The sequence below is a fragment of the Natronosporangium hydrolyticum genome (assembly GCF_016925615.1).
In the GTDB taxonomy this organism is placed as follows: Bacteria; Actinomycetota; Actinomycetes; order Mycobacteriales; family Micromonosporaceae; genus Natronosporangium; species Natronosporangium hydrolyticum.
In genome coordinates this window covers 2,849,291-2,872,888 of the sequence record NZ_CP070499.1, presented here as the reverse complement: position 1 = coordinate 2,872,888, position 23,598 = coordinate 2,849,291, and the positions used below count along the sequence as shown (strand labels likewise).

25 protein-coding genes and 1 pseudogene are annotated in these 23,598 nt (G+C 69.3%); 9 read left to right on the top strand and 17 right to left on the bottom strand.

Annotation, left to right across the window (positions count from 1 at the left end; genetic code table 11):
- Nucleotides 1–4: 4 nt before the first annotated feature.
- From JQS43_RS12710 to JQS43_RS12675, 8 genes are all read right to left on the bottom strand, one after another.
- A complete protein-coding gene (locus JQS43_RS12710; protein WP_239674611.1) occupies nt 5–1,219 on the bottom strand; it encodes an argininosuccinate synthase in 1,215 nt (404 codons plus the stop codon).
- Nucleotides 1,216–1,779, bottom strand: a complete 564-nt coding sequence (locus JQS43_RS12705) for an arginine repressor (protein WP_239674610.1) — start codon at nt 1,777–1,779, stop codon at nt 1,216–1,218. Before JQS43_RS12705 ends, JQS43_RS12710 begins: the two co-directional genes overlap by 4 nt.
- Nucleotides 1,776–2,714, bottom strand: coding sequence for an ornithine carbamoyltransferase (argF, locus tag JQS43_RS12700; RefSeq protein WP_239674609.1), 939 nt, complete (start codon nt 2,712–2,714; stop codon nt 1,776–1,778). The genes JQS43_RS12705 and argF overlap by 4 nt, the downstream gene beginning before the upstream one ends.
- Complete coding sequence (locus tag JQS43_RS12695; RefSeq protein WP_239674608.1) at nt 2,711–3,910, bottom strand: acetylornithine transaminase; 1,200 nt, start codon at nt 3,908–3,910, stop codon at nt 2,711–2,713. The genes argF and JQS43_RS12695 overlap by 4 nt, the downstream gene beginning before the upstream one ends.
- On the bottom strand, nt 3,907–4,788 hold the full coding sequence (argB, locus tag JQS43_RS12690) for an acetylglutamate kinase (protein ID WP_239674607.1): 882 nt from the start codon (nt 4,786–4,788) through the stop codon (nt 3,907–3,909). Before argB ends, JQS43_RS12695 begins: the two co-directional genes overlap by 4 nt.
- Entirely contained in the window at nt 4,785–6,008 is a 1,224-nt protein-coding gene (gene argJ / locus JQS43_RS12685) for a bifunctional glutamate N-acetyltransferase/amino-acid acetyltransferase ArgJ (RefSeq protein WP_239674606.1), read from the bottom strand. Before argJ ends, argB begins: the two co-directional genes overlap by 4 nt.
- Nucleotides 6,005–7,024, bottom strand: coding sequence for an N-acetyl-gamma-glutamyl-phosphate reductase (gene argC, locus JQS43_RS12680; protein ID WP_239674605.1), 1,020 nt, complete (start codon nt 7,022–7,024; stop codon nt 6,005–6,007). Before argC ends, argJ begins: the two co-directional genes overlap by 4 nt.
- Nucleotides 7,025–7,125: 101 nt before the next feature.
- Nucleotides 7,126–8,352, bottom strand: a complete 1,227-nt coding sequence (locus JQS43_RS12675) for a metal-dependent hydrolase family protein (RefSeq protein WP_239674604.1) — start codon at nt 8,350–8,352, stop codon at nt 7,126–7,128.
- A 132-nt stretch (nt 8,353–8,484) separates the two neighbouring features.
- Between JQS43_RS12675 and gndA the strand changes: the two genes are divergently transcribed.
- Both gndA and JQS43_RS12665 read left to right on the top strand, forming a co-directional pair.
- A complete protein-coding gene (gene gndA, locus JQS43_RS12670) occupies nt 8,485–9,924 on the top strand; it encodes an NADP-dependent phosphogluconate dehydrogenase (protein ID WP_239674603.1) in 1,440 nt (479 codons plus the stop codon).
- Between the two features lie 43 nt (nt 9,925–9,967).
- Entirely contained in the window at nt 9,968–10,630 is a 663-nt protein-coding gene (locus tag JQS43_RS12665; protein WP_239674602.1) for an NUDIX hydrolase, read from the top strand.
- Between the two features lie 37 nt (nt 10,631–10,667).
- Here JQS43_RS12665 and JQS43_RS12660 read toward each other — a convergent pair whose 3' ends face one another.
- Nucleotides 10,668–11,876 (bottom strand): FAD-dependent monooxygenase, encoded by a 1,209-nt coding sequence (locus tag JQS43_RS12660; RefSeq protein WP_239674601.1) that lies wholly within the window; start codon nt 11,874–11,876, stop codon nt 10,668–10,670.
- 182 nt (nt 11,877–12,058) lie between these two features.
- On the bottom strand, nt 12,059–12,736 hold the full coding sequence (locus JQS43_RS12655; protein ID WP_239674600.1) for a PadR family transcriptional regulator: 678 nt from the start codon (nt 12,734–12,736) through the stop codon (nt 12,059–12,061).
- A 214-nt stretch (nt 12,737–12,950) separates the two neighbouring features.
- Here JQS43_RS12655 and JQS43_RS12650 point away from each other — a divergent pair, with 214 nt between their 5' ends.
- From JQS43_RS12650 to JQS43_RS12620, 7 genes are all read left to right on the top strand, one after another.
- On the top strand, nt 12,951–14,021 hold the full coding sequence (locus tag JQS43_RS12650; RefSeq protein WP_239674599.1) for a hypothetical protein: 1,071 nt from the start codon (nt 12,951–12,953) through the stop codon (nt 14,019–14,021).
- Between the two features lie 123 nt (nt 14,022–14,144).
- Nucleotides 14,145–14,432: a VOC family protein gene (locus tag JQS43_RS12645; protein ID WP_239674598.1), complete on the top strand. Its 288-nt coding sequence runs from the start codon at nt 14,145–14,147 to the stop codon at nt 14,430–14,432.
- Between the two features lie 188 nt (nt 14,433–14,620).
- A complete protein-coding gene (locus JQS43_RS12640) occupies nt 14,621–14,944 on the top strand; it encodes a hypothetical protein (protein ID WP_239674597.1) in 324 nt (107 codons plus the stop codon).
- A 6-nt stretch (nt 14,945–14,950) separates the two neighbouring features.
- Nucleotides 14,951–15,601, top strand: coding sequence for a nucleotidyl transferase AbiEii/AbiGii toxin family protein (locus JQS43_RS12635; RefSeq protein WP_239674596.1), 651 nt, complete (start codon nt 14,951–14,953; stop codon nt 15,599–15,601).
- A 239-nt stretch (nt 15,602–15,840) separates the two neighbouring features.
- A complete protein-coding gene (locus JQS43_RS12630) occupies nt 15,841–16,083 on the top strand; it encodes a hypothetical protein (RefSeq protein WP_239679589.1) in 243 nt (80 codons plus the stop codon).
- Entirely contained in the window at nt 15,986–16,420 is a 435-nt protein-coding gene (locus JQS43_RS12625) for a PIN domain-containing protein (RefSeq protein ID WP_338037114.1), read from the top strand. The genes JQS43_RS12630 and JQS43_RS12625 overlap by 98 nt, the downstream gene beginning before the upstream one ends.
- 208 nt (nt 16,421–16,628) lie before the next feature.
- Nucleotides 16,629–16,937: an RICIN domain-containing protein gene (locus JQS43_RS12620; RefSeq protein ID WP_338037180.1), complete on the top strand. Its 309-nt coding sequence runs from the start codon at nt 16,629–16,631 to the stop codon at nt 16,935–16,937.
- A gap of 74 nt (nt 16,938–17,011) precedes the next feature.
- Here JQS43_RS12620 and JQS43_RS12615 read toward each other — a convergent pair whose 3' ends face one another.
- From JQS43_RS12615 to JQS43_RS12590, 7 genes and pseudogenes are all read right to left on the bottom strand, one after another.
- Nucleotides 17,012–18,313 carry a M16 family metallopeptidase gene (locus tag JQS43_RS12615; RefSeq protein ID WP_239674594.1) on the bottom strand — a complete coding sequence of 434 codons (1,302 nt, stop codon included), beginning with the start codon at nt 18,311–18,313 and terminating at the stop codon, nt 17,012–17,014.
- 18 nt (nt 18,314–18,331) lie between these two features.
- Entirely contained in the window at nt 18,332–19,099 is a 768-nt protein-coding gene (locus JQS43_RS12610) for a M16 family metallopeptidase (protein ID WP_239674593.1), read from the bottom strand.
- A gap of 53 nt (nt 19,100–19,152) precedes the next feature.
- Nucleotides 19,153–20,551: pseudogene (locus JQS43_RS12605) on the bottom strand (IS3 family transposase).
- A gap of 48 nt (nt 20,552–20,599) precedes the next feature.
- Nucleotides 20,600–21,103 (bottom strand): M16 family metallopeptidase, encoded by a 504-nt coding sequence (locus JQS43_RS12600; RefSeq protein ID WP_239674592.1) that lies wholly within the window; start codon nt 21,101–21,103, stop codon nt 20,600–20,602.
- On the bottom strand, nt 21,100–21,684 hold the full coding sequence (locus JQS43_RS26305) for a DUF5825 family protein (RefSeq protein WP_420847581.1): 585 nt from the start codon (nt 21,682–21,684) through the stop codon (nt 21,100–21,102). Before JQS43_RS26305 ends, JQS43_RS12600 begins: the two co-directional genes overlap by 4 nt.
- Nucleotides 21,677–22,912 carry a RiPP maturation radical SAM C-methyltransferase gene (locus JQS43_RS12595; RefSeq protein ID WP_239674591.1) on the bottom strand — a complete coding sequence of 412 codons (1,236 nt, stop codon included), beginning with the start codon at nt 22,910–22,912 and terminating at the stop codon, nt 21,677–21,679. The genes JQS43_RS26305 and JQS43_RS12595 overlap by 8 nt, the downstream gene beginning before the upstream one ends.
- Nucleotides 22,879–23,595, bottom strand: coding sequence for a cobalamin-dependent protein (locus JQS43_RS12590; RefSeq protein WP_239679260.1), 717 nt, complete (start codon nt 23,593–23,595; stop codon nt 22,879–22,881). Before JQS43_RS12590 ends, JQS43_RS12595 begins: the two co-directional genes overlap by 34 nt.
- Nucleotides 23,596–23,598: the final 3 nt, after the last annotated feature.

Sequence of the window (23,598 nt, the reverse complement as noted above, 5' to 3'; positions counted from 1 at the left end):
TCGTTCATTCTGCCGGCCCCGGGAGGGTCCGGGCGTCGCGGGCGGCGGCGAGCTTGCTCGGCAGCCCCCAGAGGGTGACGAAGCCCTTGGCCAACGACTGGTCGAAGGCGTCGCCGGTGTCGTAGGTGGCCAGGCTGAAGTCGTAGAGCGAGGCGTCGGAGCGCCGGCCGGTCACCACCGCCCGGCCGCCATGCAGGGTCAGCCGGATCTCACCGCTGACCGGCTGCTGACTCTCGTCGACGAAGGCGTCGAGCGAGCGCTTGAGCGGCGAGAACCACAGCCCGTCGTAGACCAGCTCCCCCCAGCGCTGGTCGACCGACTTCTTGAACCGGGCCAGGTCCCGTTCGACGGTGACGTTCTCCAGCTCCTGGTGGGCGGTGATCAGGGCGATCGCGCCCGGCGCCTCGTACACCTCGCGGCTCTTGATCCCGACCAGCCGGTCTTCGACCATGTCCAGCCGACCGACTCCGGCCGCTCCGGCGCGGCGGTTCAGGATCGTGATCGCCTCGTACGGGGTGACCGTCTCGCCGTCGATCGCGACCGGGTTTCCCCGGTCGAAGGTGATGACGACCTCGTCCGGGTCGTGGGCGGCCGCCGGGTCGCTGGTGTAGCTGTAGAGATCCTCGATCGGCGGGTTCCAGATGTCCTCCAGGAAGCCGGTCTCGACCGCCCGTCCCCAGAGGTTCTGATCGATCGAGTACGGCGATTTCGGCGTCACGTCGATCGGGAGATCCCGCTGCTGGCAGTAGGCGATCGCCTCGTCGCGGGTCCACGCGTAGTCCCGTGCCGGCGCGATGACCTGCAGGTCGGGGGCGAGGGCGCCGATGCCGACCTCGAACCGGACCTGGTCGTTGCCCTTGCCGGTGCAGCCGTGCGCGACGATGGTGCCGTTGTGCCGGCGGGCCGCCGCCACCAGGTGCGCCACGATCAACGGCCGGCTCAACGCCGACACGAGCGGGTACCGATCCTGGTAGAGGGCGTTGGCGCGCAGCGCCGGCAGGCAGTAGTCGGCGGCGTACTCTGCCCGCGCGTCGATCACCTCGGACTCCACCGCGCCGCAGCCCAGTGCCCGCTTGCGGATCACTTCGAGGTCCTCGCCGCCCTGGCCGACATCGATCGCGACGGCCACCACCTCGGCGCCGGTCTGTTCGGCGAGGTACGGGATCGCGACGGAGGTGTCGAGCCCTCCTGAGTACGCGAGGATCACCCGGTCAGTCATGGCGTTTCGGTCCTTTCTAGGTTGTCTAGGTCTGATGGTGATACTGGTTCGGCACCGGCCCAGCTGGAGAGCGTCTCGGCCAGACCGGCTCCGGTGACCGGTTCCCGCGCGACCACCAGTACGGTGTCGTCGCCAGCGATGGTGCCGACCACCTCGGAAAGCCCCGAGCGGTCGAGCGCACTCGCGAGAAACTGGGCGGCGCCCGGCGGCGTACGTAGCACCGCCAGGTTCCCGCTGGCGTCGACGCCGGTTAGCAGCTCCCGCAGCAACCGCACCAGCCGGGGCGGGCCGCTGGCGGACCCCGGCTCGGTGGCCGGGGGAACGCTCGGCCGCAGCAGTGGTTCGCCGTCCTCGGGGACTACGTAGACCGCGCCACCGTCGGTGCCGCGAACCTTCACCGCCCCCAGCTCGTCGAGGTCCCGGGAGAGCGTGGCCTGGGTGACCGGCATCCCGTCGGCGGCCAGTAGCGCGGCGAGCTCGCCCTGCGAGTGCACTGCTTTGTCCCGGATCAGCGCGACCACCCGGGCCTGTCGGGCGATCTTGGTGCTGGGCGCGGTCATCGGTACGCTCCGCCCCGCTGCGCCAGCAGCCAACTCAACAGCGCCTTCTGGGCGTGCAGCCGGTTCTCCGCCTGATCCAGCACCGCGCTGTGCGGGCCGTCGATCACCTCATCGGTGATCTCCTCGCCCCGGTGGGCCGGCAGGCAGTGCAGCACACACACCTCCGGCCCCGCCGCGGCGACCAGCTTGGTATCGAGCTGGTACGGCAGGAACGCGCGGTGCCGCTCCCGGCCGTCGCTCTCCTGGCCCATCGAGGTCCAGGTGTCAGTGGCGAGGACCTGGGCACCGGCGACCGCCTCGCCGGCATCCGGGGTGAGCGTGACTGAGCCGCCGGTGCGAGCGGCGATCTGTCCGGCGCGGGTCACCACCGCCGGGTCGGGGGCGAAGCCGGCCGGGCCGGCGAGCCGTACGTGCATTCCGGCGGTGGCGCCGGCGAGCAGATACGAGTGGGCCATGTTGTTGCCGGTGTCCCCCAGGTAGGCCAGGGTGACCCCGGCCGTGGCGCCGTGGCGCTGCCGGACGGTGAGCAGGTCGGCGAGGAGCTGGCACGGGTGGAAGCCGTCGGTGAGGGCGTTGACCACCGGCACGCTGGCGCCCGCCGCCACCTCGGCGAGCCGGTCGTCGCCGAAGGTCCGCATCACGATCGCGGTGACGTACCGCGAGAGCACGGCGGCGGCGTCGCCGAGGGTCTCGCCGCGCCCGAAGTGGGTCCCTTGCGAGTCGATGATTACCGGGTTGCCGCCGAGCTCGGCGATGCCGACCTCGAACGAGACCCGGGTACGCAGCGAGGGCTTGTCGAACAGCACCGCCACCGAGGCCGGCCCGGCCAGCGGGCGGTGGCCGTGCCGGTCGGCCCGGAGCCGCTCGGCGAGGTCGAGCAGCTCCGTCTGCTCGGCCGGGCTAAGGTCGTCGTCGCGTAACAGGTGCCGGCTCACCGCGTGCCTCCTACTTGGTCCAGGGCCGCCGGCAGCGCCGACAGGAAGGTTGCGACCTGCTCACCGCTGAGGATCAGCGGCGGAGCCAGCCGCAGCAGCTCCGGCTGGGCCGGGTTGACCAGGAAACCGGCGGACTGCAGCGCGGCGGCGAGCGCACCGGCGACCGGCTGGGTCAGCGCCACGCCGAGCAGCAGCCCGGCGCCGCGTACCTCAGCCACCAGTGGATGCCCGAGCCCGTCGATCCCGCTGCGTAGCTGCTCGCCCACCCGCTTGACGTGGTCGAGCAGCCCTTCCGCGGCGATGGTGCGTAGCACCGCCAACGCCGCGGCGCACGCTACCGGGTTCCCCCCGAAAGTGCTGCCGTGGCTGCCGGCGGGTAGCAGCTCCGCCAGCTCTGGGCGTTCATCGGTGAAGATCACACAGGCACCGAGCGGCAGCCCACCGCCGAGCCCTTTCGCCAGGGTAAACACGTCTGGCGCGACCCCCTCAGCCTGGTGGGCGAACCAGTGACCGGTCCTTGCCACCCCGGTCTGGACCTCGTCGAGCACCAGCAGCGCCCCGTGCGCCCGGGTGATCTCGCGGGCCGCGGTGAGGTACCCGGCGGGCGGCACCAGCACCCCGGCCTCTCCCTGGATCGGCTCCAGGATCACCATCGCGGTCTCGTCGCTGACCGCCTGGGCGAGCGCGTCGACGTCGCCGTACGGCACGTGGGTCACCTCGCCCGGAAGCGGCCGGAATGGGTCGGCCTTGCTGGGTTGCCCAGTCAGCGCCAGCGCCCCCATGGTCCGGCCGTGGAAGCCGCCGGCGGCGGCGACGACCTGGCTGCGGCCGGTGCGGCGGGAGAGCTTGAACGCCGCCTCGTTCGCCTCCGCGCCCGAGTTGGCGAAGTAGACCCGACCGGGCCGGCCGGTCAGCGTCAGCAGCAGCTCCGCCAGCGTCACCGGCGGTTCGGCCGCGAACAGGTTGGAGACGTGACCGAGGGTGCCGATCTGCGTGGTGACCGCCTCGACCACCGCCGGATGGGCGTGCCCCAACGCGTTCACCGCGATCCCCCCGAACAGGTCGAGGTACTCCCGTTCGGACTGGTCGACCACGACCGCACCGGCGCCGCGTACCAGCGCCAACGAGGGGGTGCCGTAGTTGCCCAGCATCACCCGCTGCCAGCGGTCGGGCAGGTTCGACGGGTCGGTGCTCATGCCGGGATCACCATGGTTCCGAGTCCTTCCGAGGTGAATACCTCCAGCAGCAGCGAGTGCGGCACCCGGCCGTCGACGACGTGGGCCGCGGGGACGCCGCCGCGCACCGCCCGGAGACAGGCCTCCATCTTGGGCACCATCCCGGCGGAGAGCCGGGGCAGCAGCTCGGCCAGCTCCGCGGCGGTCAGTTGCGAGATCAACGTGTCCGGGTCCGGCCAGTCCGCGTAGAGGCCGGCCACGTCGGTGAGCACCACCAGCTTCCGGGCGGACAACGCGGCGGCCAGCGCGGCGGCGGCGGTGTCGGCGTTCAGGTTGTGCAGCACCCCGTCGGCGTCGGGCGCCACGGTGGAGATCACCGGAATCCGGCCGGCCTCGATCAGGTCGGTGACGGCGCTGGTGTCCACCTGCGCCACATCACCAACCTGCCCCACATCGACCGACTCACCGTCGACGGTGGCGGTCCGCCGGACCGCGGTGAACAGCCGTGCGTCCTCGCCGGAGAGCCCCACCGCGAATGGGCCGTGCTGGTTGACCAGGCCGACCAGCTCCCGGCCGACCTGGCCGACGAGCACCATCGCCACCACGTCCATCGCCTCCGGGGTGGTGACCCGCAGGCCGCCCCGGAACTCGCTGTCCACCCCGAGCCGGTCGAGCATGGAGCTGATCTGCGGCCCGCCCCCGTGCACCACCACCGGCTTGATCCCGACGTAGCGCAGGAAGACCAGGTCTTCGGCGAAGGCCCGCTGCAGCTTCGCGTCGATCATGGCGTTGCCGCCGTACTTGACGACGACGGTGCTGCCGTGGAAACGGGCCAGCCACGGCAACGCCTCGATCAGAGTGGCGGCCTTGTGCTGGGCGAGGTCCAGATCGGGGCTCATGACGAGTACGCCGAATTCTCGTGGACGTAGCCGTGAGTGAGGTCGTTGGTCCACACCGTGGCGGCGGCCGCGCCGGCATGCAGCGCGATCTCGATACTCACCTCGGGGCCGCCGAGGTCGACGGTGGAGCGTTCGGCCGCGGCCGCGCCGGCCCGGCAGACCCACACCCCGTTGACCGCCACGTCCAGGGCATCCGGGTCGAAGGCCGCGTCGGTGGTGCCGACCGCGGCGAGAATCCGGCCCCAGTTCGGGTCGTTGCCGAACACCGCGGTCTTGACTAGGTTGCTGCGGGCCACCGCGCGAGCCACCGTCACGGCTTCGGCTTCACTGGCGGCCTGCGAGACCGTGATCCCGATCTGCTTGGTGGCCCCTTCGGCGTCGGCGAGCAACTGCCGCACCAGGTCCTGGCAGGCGGTGGTCACCGCCGAGGTCAGCTGCGCCGGCGCCGGGCGGACCCCGGATGCGCCGCTGGCGAGCAGCAGCACCGTGTCGTTGGTGGAGAGACAACCGTCGGAGTCGAGCCGCTCGAAGCTCACCTCGACCGCGGCGCGGAGCGCGGCGGTGAGTTCGGCCGGGTCGGCGAGCGCGTCGGTGGTCAGCACGCAGAGCATGGTGGCGAGGTCCGGGGCGAGCATGCCGGCGCCCTTGGCCATCCCCCCGACAGTGAAGTCGGCTGGGCCGGCGCTGATCGCCGGCTCGACCAGCCGGCTCTGGTCGCCGCTGACCGCCACGGCGACCTGCTTGGGGCAGGTGTCGGTGGTCATGATCGCCTCCGCCGCGGCGGCTGCGCCGGTGGTGGCGAGCTGCGCCGCCGCCTCGGTCACCCCGGCGACCAACCGCCCCAGCGGCAGCCGCTGCCCGATCAGGCCGGTGGAGCAGACCGCGACCTCACCGGCGCCGACCTCGCCGGCGCCGAAGACCGCCAGCTGGGTCGCGGTGTGCTCGGCGGTGGCGTGGGTGTCCTGGAAACCGGCCGGGCCGGTACAGGCGTTCGCGCCGCCCGAGTTGAGCACCACCGCGCGCACCGAGCCGCCGCGCAGCACCTGCTCACTCCAGCGCACCGGCGCCGCCTTGACCCGGTTGCGGGTGAAGACGCCAGCGGCGGCGGACTCGGGGCCGTCGTTGACCACTAGCGCCACGTCCCGCCCGCCGCCGGACTTCAGCCCGGCGGCGACCCCGGCAGCCCGGAACCCCCGCGGCGCAGTCACCCCGCTGGTCATGGCGCGACCCCGATAGTGGCCAGGCCGGCGGTCTCGGGCAGCCCGAGCATCAGGTTGGCGCACTGCACGGCCTGCCCAGCCGCGCCTTTGCCCAGGTTGTCCAGTGCGCTGGTCACCAGCACCCTCCCGGAGTCGCGATCTACGCCCGCCTGTAGCAGGCAGGTGTTGGCGCCCAGGGTGGCGCCGGTATGCGGCCACTGGCCGGCGGGCAGCAGCCGCACGAACGGCTCGCCCTGGTACGCGGTGTCGAGCACTTCGCGGGCCTCGTCGACGGTCACCGACCGCGCCGGGCGAGCCGTGACCGTGGCCAGGATGCCACGAGGCATCGGCGCGAGCAGCGGCGTGAACGAGATGCTGGCGGCGCCGGTGGCCTGCTTGATCTCAGGCACGTGCTGGTGGGCACCGACCTTGTACGGCGAGAGGCCACCCATCACCTCGCTGGCCAGCAGGTGCGGCTTGGCGGCCCGCCCGGCGCCGGAGGTCCCGGACGCGGCGACCACCACGACGTCTGCCGGCTCGACCAGGCCGGCGGCGAGCAACGGCGCCAGCGCGAGGGTAACCGTGGCTGCGTAACAGCCGGTCGCGGCGACCCGGTCAGCCCCGGCGATCGCCGATCGGTGGCCGGGCAGCTCCGGCAGACCGTAGGTCCAGGCGCCGGCGTGCGGGCCGCCGTACCACTCGGTCCACGCCGCCGGATCGACGAGTCGATGGTCGGCACCGAGATCGACCACCTTCGCCGAGGCGGGCAGCCGGGCGGCGAGCGCCGCCGACTCGCCGTGGGGCAGGGCCAGGAAGATCAGATCGGCCTCGCCGAGCGCGGCTGGGTCGGTGGCTACCAACGGCCACTCCCCCAGGGCGGTTGCGGCCAACTGCGGATGCACCTGCCCGGCGGCGGCGCCCGCCTGCTGGTGGGCGGTGGCGGCGGTGAGCTGCAGCTCGGGGTGGCCCGCGATCAGTCGCAGCAGCTCACCGCCGGCGTAGCCGCTGGCGCCCGCGACCGCTACTCGGGTACCCACGTCAACCGGCTCCCTCCGCGCGCTGCATGACTATGCACGCCAGGTTATAGACATACGGATCCGTCGCCAACCAGGTGTGAGCGCGATCACCGGATCGGTGCTCAGCCCTTCACTCGGGCCCCTGCCCGCCAGACCCCGGTGATCTGCTCCGGATCGGCCAACACCGCCAGGTCGGCCAGCGGATCCGCGGCCAAGGTCAGCAGGTCCGCGTCGTAGCCGGGCCGCAGTTGCCCGGAGCACGGCGCCTGGCCACCCAGCGTAGCCGGCCCGTTCGCGGTCGCCGCCTCGATAGCCGCCAGCGGGGTGAATCCGCACTCGGCCAACAGGGGCAGCTCCCGCCCGTTACGACCCCAGCTCACCGGCCCATCGCCGGACAACGACAGATCGGTACCCATGGCGACGGTCACCCCCGTTTCCCGAGCCAGCGCCACCGCGGCGGCGTGCTGGTCGGCCAAGGCACGCAGCTTGGCCATCGCGAACGGCGGCGCCGCGTCGCTGTCCAACAGCTCCCGGATGATCGTCCGGGTCGGTACCAGCACCGCGCCGAGCTCCCGCATCGCGGACGCCGACTCCTCGTCCAGGTAGGTCCCATGCTCGATGGTGCGCACTCCGGCCGCGAGCGCCGCCATGATCCCCGGCTTGCCGTGACAGTGGGCGGCGACCACCCGGTCGGCCAGCCCGGCGACCTCCACGATCGCCCGCAGTTCGGCGTCGGTGAACTGCTGGTGGATCGGGTGATCCACCTCCGAGAGCACACCGCCGGAGGCGCACACCTTGATCACCTTGGCGTTGCGACGCAGCTGCTCCCGCACCGCCCGAGCGCACTCCGCCGGCCCGTCGGCGACCCGCAGCTCGCCGCCGCGCTCAGTGAAGTCATGCACCCACGACAGCGGATAGCTGTGGAGGTCCCCGTGCCCACCGGTGGTGGACAGAATCGCCCCGGCCGAGTAGATGGTCGGCCCGGCGAGTGAACCCTCCTCGACCACCCGCGCCAGATAGATACCCAACCCACCTACCTCGCGCACGCTGGTGACGCCAGCGCTCAACGCCGCGGTGAGATCCCCGGTGGCGCGCGCAGCCCGTACGGCGATCGGCTCCAGCGGCAGCCTGGCCAGGTCCATGGAACGGATCCCGAGGAAGTGGCCGTGGCAGTCCCACATCCCGGGCATGACCACCGGCGCCGCAATCGTCTCTGCAGCCGGGGTCGCCGGGGCGGTAGCGGCCGGGCCGGCATAGCTAATCGTCGCATCCTCGACGACCACCACCGCCGTGGTAACCGGGTCGCCCCGACCCGGAATCAGCAGATCAGCTTCGAAGCGCAGCAGCATGCCCACACCCAACCGCGCGCAGCCAGCCACCGCAACCCTGGCAGACTACGTACGTACCAGAACAGCACAGGCCCGACAGGCGCGATCGATGACGATCGCGACAGTGGTCGGTAGCGAACGGAGTCAGAGACGTTGTCGCAGCAAGCCCGCATCGGTGTCATCGGTCTCGCGGTCATGGGGAGCAATTTGGCCCGTAACCTGGCCCGCCACGGACACCCGGTAGCCCTCTACAACCGGTCGGTCGCCAAGACCAAGTCGCTCGTCGCCGACCACGGCGATGAGGGCACCTTCGTGCCGGCCGAGACGCCCGAAGAGTTCGTCGCTTCGCTGGAACGGCCCCGCCGCATGGTGATCATGGTCAAGGCCGGCGGGCCCACCGACGCGGTGATCGAGCAGTTCGCGGCGCTGCTGGAACCCGGTGACGTCATCATCGACGGCGGCAACGCCCACTTCGCCGACACCCGCCGGCGGGAGGCGGCCCTGCGCGAGCGCGGCCTGCACTTCGTCGGCGTGGGCATCTCCGGCGGCGAAGAGGGCGCCCTCAACGGTCCCAGCATCATGCCCGGCGGCTCGGCCGAGGCGTACGCGTCGTTGGCGCCGATGCTGACCGACATCGCCGCCCAGGTCGACGGCGACGCCTGCGTCGCCCACATCGGGCCCGACGGCGCCGGCCACTTCGTGAAGATGGTGCACAACGGCATCGAGTACGCCGACATGCAGCTCATCGCCGAGGCGTACGACCTGCTACGGCACGCGGCCGGGCTGACCCCCGCGCAGATCGCCGAAGTGTTCCGGGGTTGGAATCAGGGCCGGCTGAGCTCCTACCTGGTCGAGATCACCACCGAGGTGTTGTCACACGTGGACGCCGACACCGGCAAGCCGTTCGTGGACGTGGTCCAGGACCAGGCCGAGCAGAAGGGCACCGGCCGCTGGACCGTGCAGGTGGCGCTCGACCTCGGGGTGCCGGTCAGCGGCATCGCCGAAGCGACCTTCGCCCGGTCGCTCTCCGGCGACGCCACCGTCCGCGCCGCCGCCCGCGGCCTCGCCGGACCGCAGCACACCGAGTCCGCCGGCAAGGGCGCCGAGGGCATCGTCGAAGACATCGAGCAGGCCCTCTACGCGTCGAAGATCGTCGCGTACGCGCAGGGCTTCCAGCAGATCCGCGCCGGCGGCGAAGAGTACGGCTGGCCGATCGACCTCGGCGCGGTCGCGGCGATCTGGCGCGGCGGCTGCATCATCCGGGCCGAGTTCCTGGACCGGATCCGCGCCGCCTTCGACACCGAGCCGACGCTGCCCACCCTGCTGAGCTCCCCCCACTTCGCCGAGGCGCTGGCGGGGGCGCAGGACGGCTGGCGGCGGGTCATCGCCAGCGCCACCGCGCGCGGCATCCCGGTGCCGGGCTTCGGCGCGGCGCTCTCCTACTACGACAGCATCCGCGCCAACCAGCTGCCGGCGAACCTGATCCAGGGCCAGCGGGACTACTTCGGCGCCCACACCTACCGGCGCACCGACCGCGACGGCGTCTACCACACCCGGTGGGGCCAGGACCGCGGCGAGTACCGCGACAGCTGACGCCCGAGGGCGTCGGTCACCGGCGAGGTGACACACTCGTACGGTGACCGACGCCCACCCGGTGCCCGACTCCGGACGCCGGCTCCACGAACTCGCGGTGGAGCTCGCTGCGATGGCCCAGAACGGCCTCAACTACGCCACCGACCGCTACGACCGGGCACGGTACGAGCAGCTGCGCAGCACCGCCGCCGAGATCCTGGCCATGCTCAGCCAGGGCGACCCGGCGCAGCTGCGGTCGGCGCTCGCGGCCGAGGCCGGCCACGCCACCCCGAAGGTGGATGTGCGCGGGGCGCTCTTCGACACCGCCGGCCGGGTCCTGCTGGTGCAGGAGAAACGGGACGGGCTATGGACGCTCCCCGGCGGTTGGGCTGACGCCATGGACCCACCGGCGACCGCGGTGGTACGGGAATTCGCCGAGGAAGCCGGCCTGACGGTACGGCCCCTACGGCTAGCCGCGGTGCACGACGGCTCCGCCCGCAACGGTCACGGCGCCAGCCCGTGGCACATCTACAAGCTCTTCTTCCTGGTAGAGCAGCTCGACCCGGGGCAGACACCGACCGCCGGCCTCGACGAAGAGACCACCGACGTAGGCTTCTTCGACCTCGACGCGCTGCCCGAACTCTCCACCCGCCGCACCACCGTCGAGCAACTGCAGCTGATGCGGGCACACCACGCCGATCCCACGCTGCCCACCGCCTTCGACTGACCAGCGGCCGGCCGCTGGTCAGTCCCGACTCACCACCTCAGGCGAGCACCGGATCACGCGTGACCGGGGCGTCCCAGTCGATCCGGTACCGCTGCTCGGGCCCGAGCGTCTTCTCGAAGTTCGTCGCGCTCTTGACGAACAGTGGCATCAGCACCGCCATCATCGCCTGGGCTATCGGGCCCGGGGCCTTTACCCGGTTCGTTCGGGCCGCCCGCTTCGCGACCCGCTCCACCCGCCCGCGCCGCAGCCGCTCATACGCGGCGAACGCTGCCGCCGGGTCGTCGAGGTCGCGCAGGCAACGTGCCAGCTGCACCGCGCTCTCGATCGCGAGTGAGGCGCCCTGCCCGGAACTGTTGGACGGGGCGTGAACCGCGTCCCCGACCAGCACCAGCCGTCCCCGATGCCAGCGGGGAACCGGCGGCATGAGATAGAGCGCGCCGGCCACCTGCAGCGAGTCCGGCCCGGTCTGCTCGGCGAGCTCGCCGCCTGGCTCGTCTCCACTGTAGACTTCCCGGAGGGTCCGCAGCCACTGGTCGGTCGCCACCGCCCGCGCATCGAGCAGCGACATCGGCTGAGGGTGTGGCAGATTCGCGCCCCAGGCGGTGCCGCCGTCGACGCCCGGCCAGTAGAGGTAGTAGGCGCGTTTGCCGAACGCGAAGGTCATGGTCCCGGCCTCGACCGGCGCCTCGTAACCGGCGACCCCCTCGAATCCGAGCATGCCGGTGTAACGCGGGCCGGGGGCTGCCGGGTCGATCAACCGGCGGACCGTCGAGTGGACGCCGTCGGCGCCGATCAACACATCGGCCACCGCCTCGCTACCGTCGGCGAAGATCGCGACCACCGAGGACCGCTGCTCGCGCACCTCGACCAGCCGCTTGCCCCACTCGACCTGGACCTGTTGCTCGGCGACCTGGTCGTAGATGGCCTGATAGAGATCGCCGCGCGAGACCAACCGCAACGGCGGCACGTCCGGCAAGCTCGGCAGCGGGACCCGCTTGCGAGCGCCGATCGCCATCACCATCCGCGGACTGGGCAGCGCCCGATCCACCACTGCGGCGGCGGCACCGACGTGTTCCAACGCCGCAACCCCGTTGGGCGCCAGGGCGATCGTCCCGCCGATGCCCTCCGCGCTGGTGCTGTACGCCTCGTAGATGGTCGCCTGGATGCCGGCGCGATGCAGCGCCAACGCCGCCACCGGGCCCGCGATGCCGCCGCCGATGACGGCCGCAGTCTTGACACGTGCCATTGTCGTCTCCTCATCAGTCTTTTTCGGTGGGACCGTGACACGGGAGACGACCCGGTTATCCTCTGGTTGCCGCCTTCGGGGCCGGGTGAATCCGCTGGAGCCCACTGGGCTCGGCGTGTCATCGGTTTCGGGGTGCTCGGTCCCGGTGCGCGGCGTTGCCGCGCCGCCACCGGGACCCCTGGTCACTGCCTGCCGCGCTCGATCCCCCTCTCGGCGAGTTCTCTCATGTCGGCCGGAACCTCACCGTGGACGTGAAAGTCACGCCACTGCGCGAGGCCCGGGAAAGTGCCGTCGATGAGCTCCCGGTGCAGGGCGGTCACCCACTCGTGCTCGGCCGCCAGCGCCGCAAGGTCATACTCGTCCTCCACCAGGAACAGCCGGGGCACCTCGACGGCGGCGGCCGCGAGCGCCTCCCGTCGCCGGGTGAGTTCACCTGCCAGCCCGATGATGCGCTGCTGAAGCAGCTCGACCACCTGATCGGGCGGCAACACCACCATCACCGACAAGCCCGCCCGGAACTCCGAACCGACCTCGCAGAGCAGCTCCCGCGCCCAGTCGACCAGCTCGGCGCGGCCGGCGTCGGTGATCCGGTAGACGGTCCGCGGCGGACGGCGCCCCTCCTGGCTGGTGCCCGCTTCGGCCAGCAGCCCGTGCTTAGCCAGGTTCTGCACCACCGCGTAGAGCGAGCCCCATTTGATCTTCATGTCCTCGCCTTTGCCCCAGCCACGCAGCGCGGCGGCCATCTCATAGGGGTGCATCGATCGATGGGCGACCACGGAGAGGATCGCCAACGCCATCAGGTTGCCCACCTTGCGCCGCTTCGCCACCGGCCGATCACGCCCCTCCGAGCATATACTCATGATCGAATGCTCAACTTCGAGTATACGGCCCCGAACGGCGGCCCTGCAACGAGGCGTGGGGATCTCGGCGGCGCCGACCCCGGCCAGCCCAGTTCACACGAGCCTTCCGACCACAGTGGCCTAAGCGGTGGTTTTCCTGATCCGAATGGCCGGCGTGCGTCACGTCACGCGCACTTAGGGTTGGCGCAAGCTCACGCTATTGGGGAGGCAACCGGTGCACGACCACGATCCGCCGGCACCACCGCGCCCGAGCGCCGGTTTCACCTGGCCGGGCCTGCTGAGCATTGTGCTCGGTTTCGTCGCCGCGGTCGTGGTGGTCTGCGGTGGTGCGATGATCAACGCGATCATCGTGGAGACCGGCGGCGGGGACCGCGAGCCGGGGGTGTTCTCGGAGGCCGACAACCGACTGGCCACCATCCTGTCGGTGCTGGCCGCCCTCGCGATCCTCGGTGGCTGCCTCGGCGCGGTCGCGGCGGCGCGGCGGCACAATCTTCGACGCGGCGAGATCTCCGGCCGCCCCCGACCCACGTTCCGGGTCTTCCTCTCGCCGCGCGCGCTGAGCCGGTTGCTCTTCACGCCGCGCGATGTCTACCGGATCGACGATCAGACGGTCGCCCGGATCGGGCGAGCCCGGAGCTGGCTGGGGGTCGCGGTCTTCGCCTCCGTGATCATCCACTACCAGCCGGCCGCGCTCGTCGACTACGCCGAGCAGGTCTTCATCCAGACCAGCAACGCTATCGTCATCGCCGCCGTGGTCCTAGTCATGTCACTGGTGGTGGCGCTGCTCGCGGTCCATCGGGGGCAACGCGGCGCCGCCGCCCGCGCGATGACGAGGCCGATCCTGGCGGTGATCTTCGCAGGCTCGATCGTGGCGATCTTCGCCGCTCTCTCGATGGTCGGTCAACCGGCCGAGCGGGTGACGGTGGACCGTCGTGAAGACGTCCTCGCGCTGTTCTTCAACCCGCTGGCCCTGTGGCCGATCGTCTTCCTGGCCGCCGCCACTTACTACATCGCCCAGAACATGTTCAACAGCGCCGACGCGCATCCGCTACTCGCACCGCTGATCACGATTGCGGTCACCTGGACGCTGGCCGGGTTGAGCCTCCTGGCGCTCATAGGTATGCCGATCCGGCTCCCGGTCCGGGACCTGCCACTGCCGATCCCCACTGGAGTCGCGACAGTGCTGACCCTGGTGGGCGCGATGACCGTCACGGCGGTCGGCGGCTGGGAGATTTCGCGGCTGCGCCAGCGCGGCCTCCGGCTACGCCGCGGCCCGTGGCGCTGAAGGGCTCCGCGGACAACGGCACCACTACAGAAGATCCGGGCGCCCGGCGTCTGCGGACCGGTTTCGTCCGCGTTCCCACCTAGCGTATGCGCGAAGGTTCGTACAGAAGGTTCAGGAGGGGCGATGCGGCTCGGTAACATCACGTTCGACTGCCATGATCCGGGGAGGCTGGCACGGTTCTGGGCGGCGGTCTTCGGCTATCCCACCGGCGGGAGCGCGCTGGACGCGCCCGAGGAGATCACCCGGCCGTTGCGGGAGGCCGGCCTCACCGACGACGACCTGGCCAGCCGAGGGCTGGCCGAGGACCCGACCGGCGCCGGACCCCGGCTCTACTTCCACCGGGTCCCCGAGGGGAAACGCGATGAACCAAGAGCCACTGGCAACGGCGTGACCTGCCGAAATGCGAGTTGATCTTCTAGTTCGTTAGATGCGCGGCAGCGGGCATCGAGCGTGCCGCATCTCGGACGACCGCACCGCGTTGAACTGCGGAAACGGGGAGCCGGCCTGTTGCCAGCCAGGTCGGGTGTTACGTACGTCACCCTCAGGAGAGCAGCGGTTACTCAAGGAGGCAGCCACCGGACGTGAGCGATAATGGTGGCATGGCGCAAGCGCGGGTGCTGTACGAGGATGGCCGGCCGTATACCGTGCCGGACTCGCTGGAGGAGCTGACCGGCCCCACCGCTGGTGTGGTCGAGCTGCCGCTGCGCCTGGATTGGTCGGAGCAGGGCCGTTACGACCTGTCCGATGAACGCCAGCGCAATCTCATGTACGAACGGGTGATCCGGGAGTCGATGCGCGTCGAGGACCTACGTGCCTTCGTGCATGGTCCGACCCTGGCCAACGTGTGGCGCCAGCTGTGGCTGCCGCGCAAGGTCCGGACGCTGTGGGAGTCCCGCTTCCCGAGTCTGCCCAGGGCGGCCTGAACCGGGATGGATCCGTTTCACCAGCGACTGGCTCGGGTCGCGTTGGAGGCTGCGGCGGGGTACGGCTTCTGCCTGGCGGGTGGCTACGCAGTGCAGGCGCACGGCTTCGTCGACCGAGTCTCCAAGGACGTGGACCTGTTCACCACCATGGCAGCAACGTCGGATTTCCCAGCGGCCCAGAACGCAGTGGTCGCCGCTCTGCGCGCCGACGGGCTGGAGGTCGCCATCGAACGGGAGGGAACCTCGTTCGCACGGCTCGCCGTGACCGACCCGGGCCCCGGCACCGTCAGCACCGTGGAACTCGGCATGGACTGGCGGGCGTACCCACCGGTCCAGCTCGCGATCGGCCCGGTCCTGCATCCCGCCGACGCCGTCGCGAACAAGCTATGCGCTCTGTTCGGCCGGGCCGAGGTCCGTGACTACATCGACGTACACGGTGTCCTTGAAGATGGCCGCTTCACCACCAGCGAGCTGCTGCGGATGGCGGCCGAACACGATCCCGGGTTCAACCTGCCGATCTTCGCTGAGGCGTTGCGCGCGGTACGACGGTTCCCGACCTCCGCGTTTGAACCGTACAAGCTCACCGCGGACCAGGTTGACGCGCTCCACGCACGGCTGCTCGCCTGGGCCGATGAGGTCGAAGCCGCCGGTCAGTAGCGGCGAACAGAACTCGGCGGCGGTTCTTGGCTGTTCTCGTCCACCGCCGAGGGCAAGATGGATGAACCAAGAACCGCCTACAGCACCGTGACCTGCGAAATCGGCGGTCGATCTTCGATCCTGCCCTAGCGGCATGATCCACACATGACGTCGGCGCTCATGACCCGTCCGCCGAAGGCAGGGGAAGTCGCTAGCGCGGCCGCACCGTGGTTGACCGTGTCGCCGCCTACACTTGGCACATGACTGTACGCGAGGAGGCGCACCAACTGATAGACGCGGTGCCCGACGACCGCCTGGCCGACGCGGTAGAACTACTGCGTCGGTGGGCCGAGACAGTCCAGGGCGAGCGGCGTCGCAGGTTCCGCACGACAGCGACCTTCGACGGTGAACCGGACCTCGGTGCCCGCGCCAAGGAGGTCGTCAGGGAAGCCTGGAGCCAGGGCCGCCAACCGCAAGGACTCAAGTCACCAGCAATGCGTTGAGCTCCTGGAAACCTTTCCCGGCCCGCTGCTGCTCCCCCAGCCGCTGCTTGCTGAGATCGGCTACATGCTGGCCAGCCGCGCTGGTGTCCAGGCCGAGGTCGGGTTCCTCCGCGATGTCGCCGACGGTGTATACGACTTGATAGCAGTAAGCCAGGACGACGTCAACCGAGCAGCGCACCTCGTGGGACGCTACTCCGACCTACCCCTGGGCACCGCAGACGCAGTCGTCGTCGCGGTCGCCGAGCGGTACGGCGCCGCCACCATCGCTACCTTGGACCGCCGTCACTTCGGCGTCGTCCGCCCCTCCCACGTGTCTGCCCTTACCCTGCTGCCCTGAGGTGGGCGAAGGGCGGTTCTTACTTCGTCGCGCTTGCCCTCGGCATGTGTGCCAGCATTGTCTGATTCATACCAGATGTCGCCGAGGGGAAACGAGATGAACTAAGAACCACTGACTAGGCCATTCACCTGGGAAATAGCATTCATCTATTGAATATAGTGCCAGGTATGGCGTAGATCACAGTTAGCCTGACGGTGGCTAATGAGGGCTGCGGACACTCCAGCCAGCAGGCTGTGGCATCAGCTTTCAGGCTCCAAGACCTTCTTGCCCATGTAAGGGACGAGGACGGCGGGTAGTTCGACCGTGCCGTAACGGCACCGCCAACGGCACGGCCGTGATCATCTGGACCTGCCACGGCGGAGCCAACCAGCAATGGAACCTCAACTCCAACGGCAGCGTCGCCAACGTCCTTAGCGGGCTGTGCGTGGACGTGTCCGACTTCGGGACCGCCAACGGCTCCCGGGTCCAGCTCTGGATCTGCAGCGGCGGCTCCAACCAGCAATGGACCCTCGGATAAGCCCATCCACCAACAAATAGCAAGCTGACGGGGTGGTCCGGGTCCGGGCCGCCCCGTCAGCGTCGCGGCGAGCATCACGGTGAGGATGGGTGAAAGGTGGCGATTCGCGCCAGCGGGAGTTCGGCGAGACCGTCCCTGACCCGGGAGGCGTCTCCGACTACCACGACCACCAGCCGGCCCAATGACAGCGTCTGGCGGGCAAGCGAATTCAGCCGCGCCCGAGACAACCGTAGGATCTCGTCGCGCAGCGCGAAGATGTCGTCAGCCGGCCGGCCCGACTCCACCAGACTGGCCATCATGTGGCACACGTCTCGAGGGGTCTGCAAGTTCGCCGTCATCCTACCGGCCTTGTATGCGCGCGCCACGCGAAGTTCGTTCGCGGTGAAGCCGTGCCGTGACAACCGCTCGATCGCGGCGACGGCCGCCCGCACGGCCGACGCTGTTGCGGCGCGGGATACCCGAAACGAGATAGCGACACACCCGCTGTGGCGCGACAGGTCGAGTTTGCTGCCAATCGAGTACGTGTAGCTTTCCCGCTCCCGCAACGCCCGCGTGAGCCGCGAGCCGTGGGCACCGGTCAGTGCGGAAAGGTACAGGATCAGCGCGGCATGCCCGTCACGGCTGTACGACGGCAGTCGCCATCCAAGGGACACCAGGCTCGAACCCGATCCCGGCCGATCAACCACGACGAGCCGAGGGGCGGTTTGGCCGAACGGTGGTTCCTCCACCCGCCGGGCGTGCTGCTGACGGGTCTCGTGGGGTGCGCCAAGGTCACCGGCGGCACCAAGCACCTCGTCCCACTCCGCTGACGTCAGGTCCCCGGCCATCAGCAGCGACCGTTGCACGGCCGACAGGGCACCGTGAGCACGTTCGACATCCACCGTCTCCAAAGCCCTGGCCGTGGCCGGCGTGCCCTCCAGGGGCATCCGGCACCGCCCACGCAGGGCCGCCTCTCGGAACGCGGCCTCCCCCACGACCGCGGGGCGCGCCCATCGCCGCTCGACCCAGCTGGCGTGCTGCTGTAGCTGGGTGCCCGACAGCGATGCTCCGGGCGCGGTACGCAGATGGCGGGCCATCAGAGCCACTGCGGCTGCAAGGGACGACCGGGGCGCCTCCACGGTGAGGCGTAGAGCGTCCCAGCCGGCATGGGTAGCAAATCGGGCTCCCAAGCGTTCCAGACCGACGGCCAGTTCGGCATCCATGTCCGGCGTACCGGCTTGAAGCAGTCGTGCCAGCAGGGTCGCCAGGCCGGCGCGGCCGGGCGGGTCGGCGGCAGCGCCCGACTCCACTACGAGGGTGGCGGCGGCGGTGGCTCGACGGGGAAGGTTCACCATCAGGGTCTGGTCTCGCCACAAGCAGCGCGGCCACGCGATCAAATGTGCCCTCCACTCTGGTCAGTCCCGCCTCGCCACGCACTTGACAACGAACGCATCGTCACTGACGAGTAACCGTCTAGCGGTATCGCGAAGATCGTCAAGCGAGACGGCGCGGATCCGGTGGACGAACCCCGTAGCGGCGAGCGGGTCGCCGAAGACCGTCGTCATCTCACTGAGGAAGTCGGCGCGCCCACTGACTGTCTCCATGTGACGCAGGACCTGCGCAACCACCAGTGCGCTCGCCCGTTGCAGGTCGTCCTCGACCATCTGGGACCAGGCAGCCTCCATGACATCGCGGGCGGCTGCTTCCACTTCCTCCGCCTTGACCCCAGGTGCCGCCCTCAGTCCAGCCACCAGTAGTGAACTGTCGCCGCTGCACCTCCAGACCGTCATCAGCTCGCCGGCCGGCAGGACCAAGCCGCCTTCGACGAGGCTTCTCGCCAGCAAGCTGCCCCGGCCCAGGCCGAGCACCGCCCCCAAGACGGTGACCACGTCATGTTCGGGATCCCCGACGGGCGGGATTCGAAACCCCAGATGAACGCGGTCGTCCGGCAGATTGGAAGATTCGAGCACAACGGCCTGCTGTGAGCGGTTGCCGGCTGGCGACATCGACGGCAGTTCCGGCGGGATACGAGGAGCCAGGTCGCCGAAGCATGCCTCGGCCAGCCGTACCGCCGACGCGGGATCAATATCCCCTACGAGAGTCAGCGTGGCGTTCCCCGGGCCGTAATACCTGTGGTGAAACCCAGCGACATCGCCCGGCGTCAGCTGCTCAAGCTGCTTCATAGCACCCATCGTGGTGTGGCGGAAGCTGTCAAGCTCGTTGAGACACGTGTTACTCACGATGTCTGTGTGGTCGCTGGTGGTTCGTTGATCCATGCCGCTCCGGGGATGGTCGGTGGCGTGGGTCGGCTACGGAACCGGTCCGGGTTGGCGGCGTAGGCGGCGTCGAGGACCTTGGCCCGTTCCTCGCGGATCTTCTCGACAGTGCCGAAGTGGACCGACGCGGGGGTGTGCAGCCCGATCCCGCGGTGTCGATGATCATGGTTGTAGTAGGTGAAGAACTCGGCGCAGAACGCGCGGGCGTCAGCGATGGATCCAAACCGGCCGGGGAACGCCGGACAATGCTTGAGAGTCTTGAACTGCGCCTCCGAAAACGGATTGTCGTTCGACACCTTCGGTCGGGAGTGGCTACGGTCAATGTTCAGGTCGGCAGCGCGGCGACCGGTTTGCTGGTCATGGCAGTGCCACGGTCAGCGTGCACCGCCCTGGGCGCGACACCGATGCGGCCGATCGCCTCGGCGATGAACTCTTCAGCCAGCTCACCGGACTCGCGGGCGGCGACCTGCCACCCGACCACATACCTGGAGTAGATGTCGATCATGACGTACAGGTCGTAGTACACACCCCGATGCGGACCATGCAACTTCGTGATATCCCAGGACCAAATTTCGTTGGGCCCGTGGGCGACCAACTCCGGGCGCACCCGCGGCGGGTGCTGGGCCTGGCGGCGCCGCTCCCGCACCTCGCCGCGTTCGCGCAGGATGCGGTACATGGTCGACTCGGAACACAGGTAGACACCTTCGTCGAGCAGGGTGGCCCACACCTGCGCCGGGGACTTGTCGGCGAACCGCTCCGAGTGCAGCACCGCAGCCACCTGATCCCGCTCAGCGCGGCTCAACGCATTGGGCGGAGCCGGCCGCGGCGGCCGGGCCTGACCCGCTGGCGCTGGCCGTAACCTGCGGTAGTGGCTGGAACGCGGCTTACCCAACAGCCGACATGCCTGCTTGATCCCGGTGACCGGCGCCAACTCGACAAACGCTTCCTCGATCACCTGCTCGACCTGTTTTCGCGCGTCGGCTCCGCGCTCTCGGAGAGCATCCCCAAGAGCGCGTGTGCTTTTCCCACCACGTCAAGCGCGGCTTTGGTACGCGCCAGCTCCGCGGCCATTCGTTCGTTGTCACGGCGTAGCCGCTCCAGTTCGACCTGCTCCCGGCTGCGCTGGGGCTTGCGTCCCGGCCTCGGCGTCGGCCCGGACAACGCACCGGCATCGCGCGCTTTGCGCCACTCGATCAGATGGGAGTGGTACAGGCCCTCGCGGCGTAGCAGTGCCCCGCGGGCACCCGACTCGGTCAGCGCGTCGTACTCAGCCACGATCGCCAGCTTGTACTCGTTGGTGAACACCCTGCGCTTGGGACGCTCAGCCCGCGGCTCCAGATCGGCATTACTCATGGTCATCGCTCTCGATGGTCCTGTCTCGCCCTGCTCGATGGTCAGTTCAGGAGATTACCCTGTCCCATGTCCCACCCGAGCCTGACAGATAGGGTGGTGGTAGGGGTGCCCGACCGGGAAGGCGGCGCTCAGGAGCGCCTCGGCGAGGCGTAGGTCATGGCTCTGCCGCGCCTCGTTGCGGACAACGCGACGCTGTGAGTCGAGCCGTTCCTGGTCGATCGAGTCGCCGAGACTGGCCATCCGGTCAGCCTCATAGCGCAGAACCTCCGGAAGGAAGTCGGGCGGAGCGGTCTGGAAGTATGTCGTCCGGTCCTGGTTTGTCGTGGCGTTGAAATGGCCACCCCCCACTGCCTGCAGGCGACGAGGGTAGTCACTATGACGTGCTGCGCCCAGGCACATCAGATGTTCCAGTAGATGGGCGAGGCCGTGTTCGCCACGGCGCTCGTGTCGGGAGCCGACCGCGTACCACAGGTTCACAGCGACCAGCGGCACGATCGGATGACGATCCGCCACCACCCGTAATCCGTTGCTGAGAACGGAGAATCGTACCTCGCTCATGCCCGCGCGTAACCGAATCGCACGGCGACTGTCACCCAGGTGTCCCGGAGCTGGAGGACCAGTCCGCCTGCTGCCAAGCCCTGCAGTGTCGCGAGCGCTCGCTCGTCCGGTGCGGGCCCGGGGGTCTCGAGGGTTCTGAGCACGGACACGGCGGCCGGCTCTGAGATCACGTACCGCGCCGTCGGAGTAACCCGTAGGTCCTCGACCTGGACGAAGCCCGGGCCTCGACGCATCGTCAACAGCGGCCGCCTCGGAACCGGCCAGGCCGGTACGCCGGATCTGCTGCGCGGCGGGTCCAGATGGCGAAGTTGCGCTGTCAGGGGACGGGCTACGGTCCCACACCAGAAGGCACGCAAGCCGACCCCGGCGGCATCAACGAGAAGCCGGATGAACTTCGCGGTGGGGAGCGGATCGCTGTCGTCCAGCTCAACAGTGTCGGCGATCTGTAGACCCCGCATGCCCGCCATGGCGTATGCCGCCAACTGCTGGCGGGTGTGAAGGCGGGTCGAGGGCCAGTCGACCACGAGCGCGGATCTCACCGTGGCGTGGGTCAATGCTCGGTGTCGGATACCATCAGTCATAGCTGAGCCCGGTCGGCAAGGCGACGAAGTAGTCGCCGTCGCGGAACATCCAGCCTTGCTCATGCCAGCTGTGTATCAGATCGGCCACCTGCTCACCGCTGACCGACAAGCCCGCCGCTTCGAGCTGCCGGTGTACCGCCGCGGCCGAACGTCCCCGCAGTGTCGCGTGGAAAGCGGTGGTTTCCACCGGGTCCTTGAGCACATGCTCCGATGGGGAGGGGGAGCGCTCGTCGACGATCCGTAATGCTGACCCATCTGGTATGGCTACCAACCGTCTACCGGCGTGATTGGTGTGCCAGTCCCTGGTAGCGGCCTCCAGCGCCTGGACATCCTCGCCGCGGATACCGGCCTTCTCACTTTCGAACAGGTAACCGAGCTGTGCCAGCTCTTGCTTGGGAAGCCGGTACACCTTCGACAGCAGCGCCGACGGACCCCGGTTGATCAGTCCGAGGCTGGGATCTTGAAAGTACGGACTGAAACGGGTCAGAACCACGCGGTAACACCCCTCCGGCGGGGTGAGATGACGCAGGAACGACATCTGACGCACCACCTCGGCGTAGTCGTCTGCTGTCTCTCCGGGGAAGCCGTAGAGGATGTTCCAGCCCGGGTAGATCGCCAGCGTCCGGCAGTCCCGCAGCATACGCACGTTCTGCCACGCGGCCACTCCCTTGCGCATGAGTCTCAGGACGTTGCTGCTCAACGACTCCACACCGGGCTGGAGCTGGGTCACCTTGCCATCGGCGAGAGCCCTCAACTGGGCGAACGACAGGTTCGACTTTGCTTCGAAGAACAACCGCAGGTCCCAGTCCAGCTCGCTGAGTTTGGGGACCAGGTCACGGATGTAGCCCATGTCCATGATGTTGTCCGCGAATACGACGTCCAGCGTGCGGTGGCGCCGCACAGCGTCAGTGATCTCCGCCAACAGTCGATCGGCGCTCTTGGCCCGGAAGCCCATGAGAGATCCATTCAGCCCGCAGAAGGTGCAATGGTGTTTCTCTCCCCACCAACAGCCCCGGGCACCTTCGAGTTGGATCTTCGGATCGATGTCGGACACGGAGGTGGCACGTGCGAACTGCTCGAAGAAGTGGGTTAGGTCGGCCGGCGGGATGGCCGCGACCGGAACGGCCGGTGCCTGCTGTGGGTTCGTCACCGGCTCGCCGTCAGTGGCCCGCCAGCACAGTCCGTCAATGCCGGCTAGCGCGGCCTGGTAGGTCTCCGCCTCGACCACATTGCGGACGCTGACGGCCCGGAGTAGCCGAGGAACGTCAGCTCCCCCTCACCTCGTACGACAAAGTCGACGGCGGGAAAACTGCGGTGCAGCGCTGCTCCCTGCTCGTCATCGCAGTTAGCCCCACCCATCACGGTAATCACCCTTGGACTACGCTCTTTCACGGCCCGTGCCAGTGCCAGGGATGGCATATTCTGATCGAATGTGGAGGTCAGGCCCACCACGTCGTACCCGGCGTCCACCAGCTCCGTTGCCAGAGCCATCACGAACCCCGGCGCAAGGCGGTACATCTCACAGGCGTCGTCGAGGTCGGCGCCGTTGGCACGGGCGGTGAGGTAGAACGGCGTATCCATGGGGTCATCCGCGCCGTAGAGCGCAGGGGAGAAGATCCACTCGCCCAGCGCGTGGTAATACCCTTCTACGACCTGCTGGTACTGCGCCGCCCCGATACGCCCACCGGTCCTCTCGGTGAGGTAGTCGCACCACCGCAGATTGGCGTAGACGACATCCACCTGCGCCGTCTTGGCGGTCTCGGTCGCGACTGGTACCAGGGTGCTGACGGCGAGCGACGGCATGTCCAGCAATGCCCACGGCATGCAGACCAGGACTACTCGCAACTCGCTGCCCGCTCCGGAGTCAGCCACCGCCTCCGGAGGCGTGGCGTGCTGGACGGCTCGTATCATTCA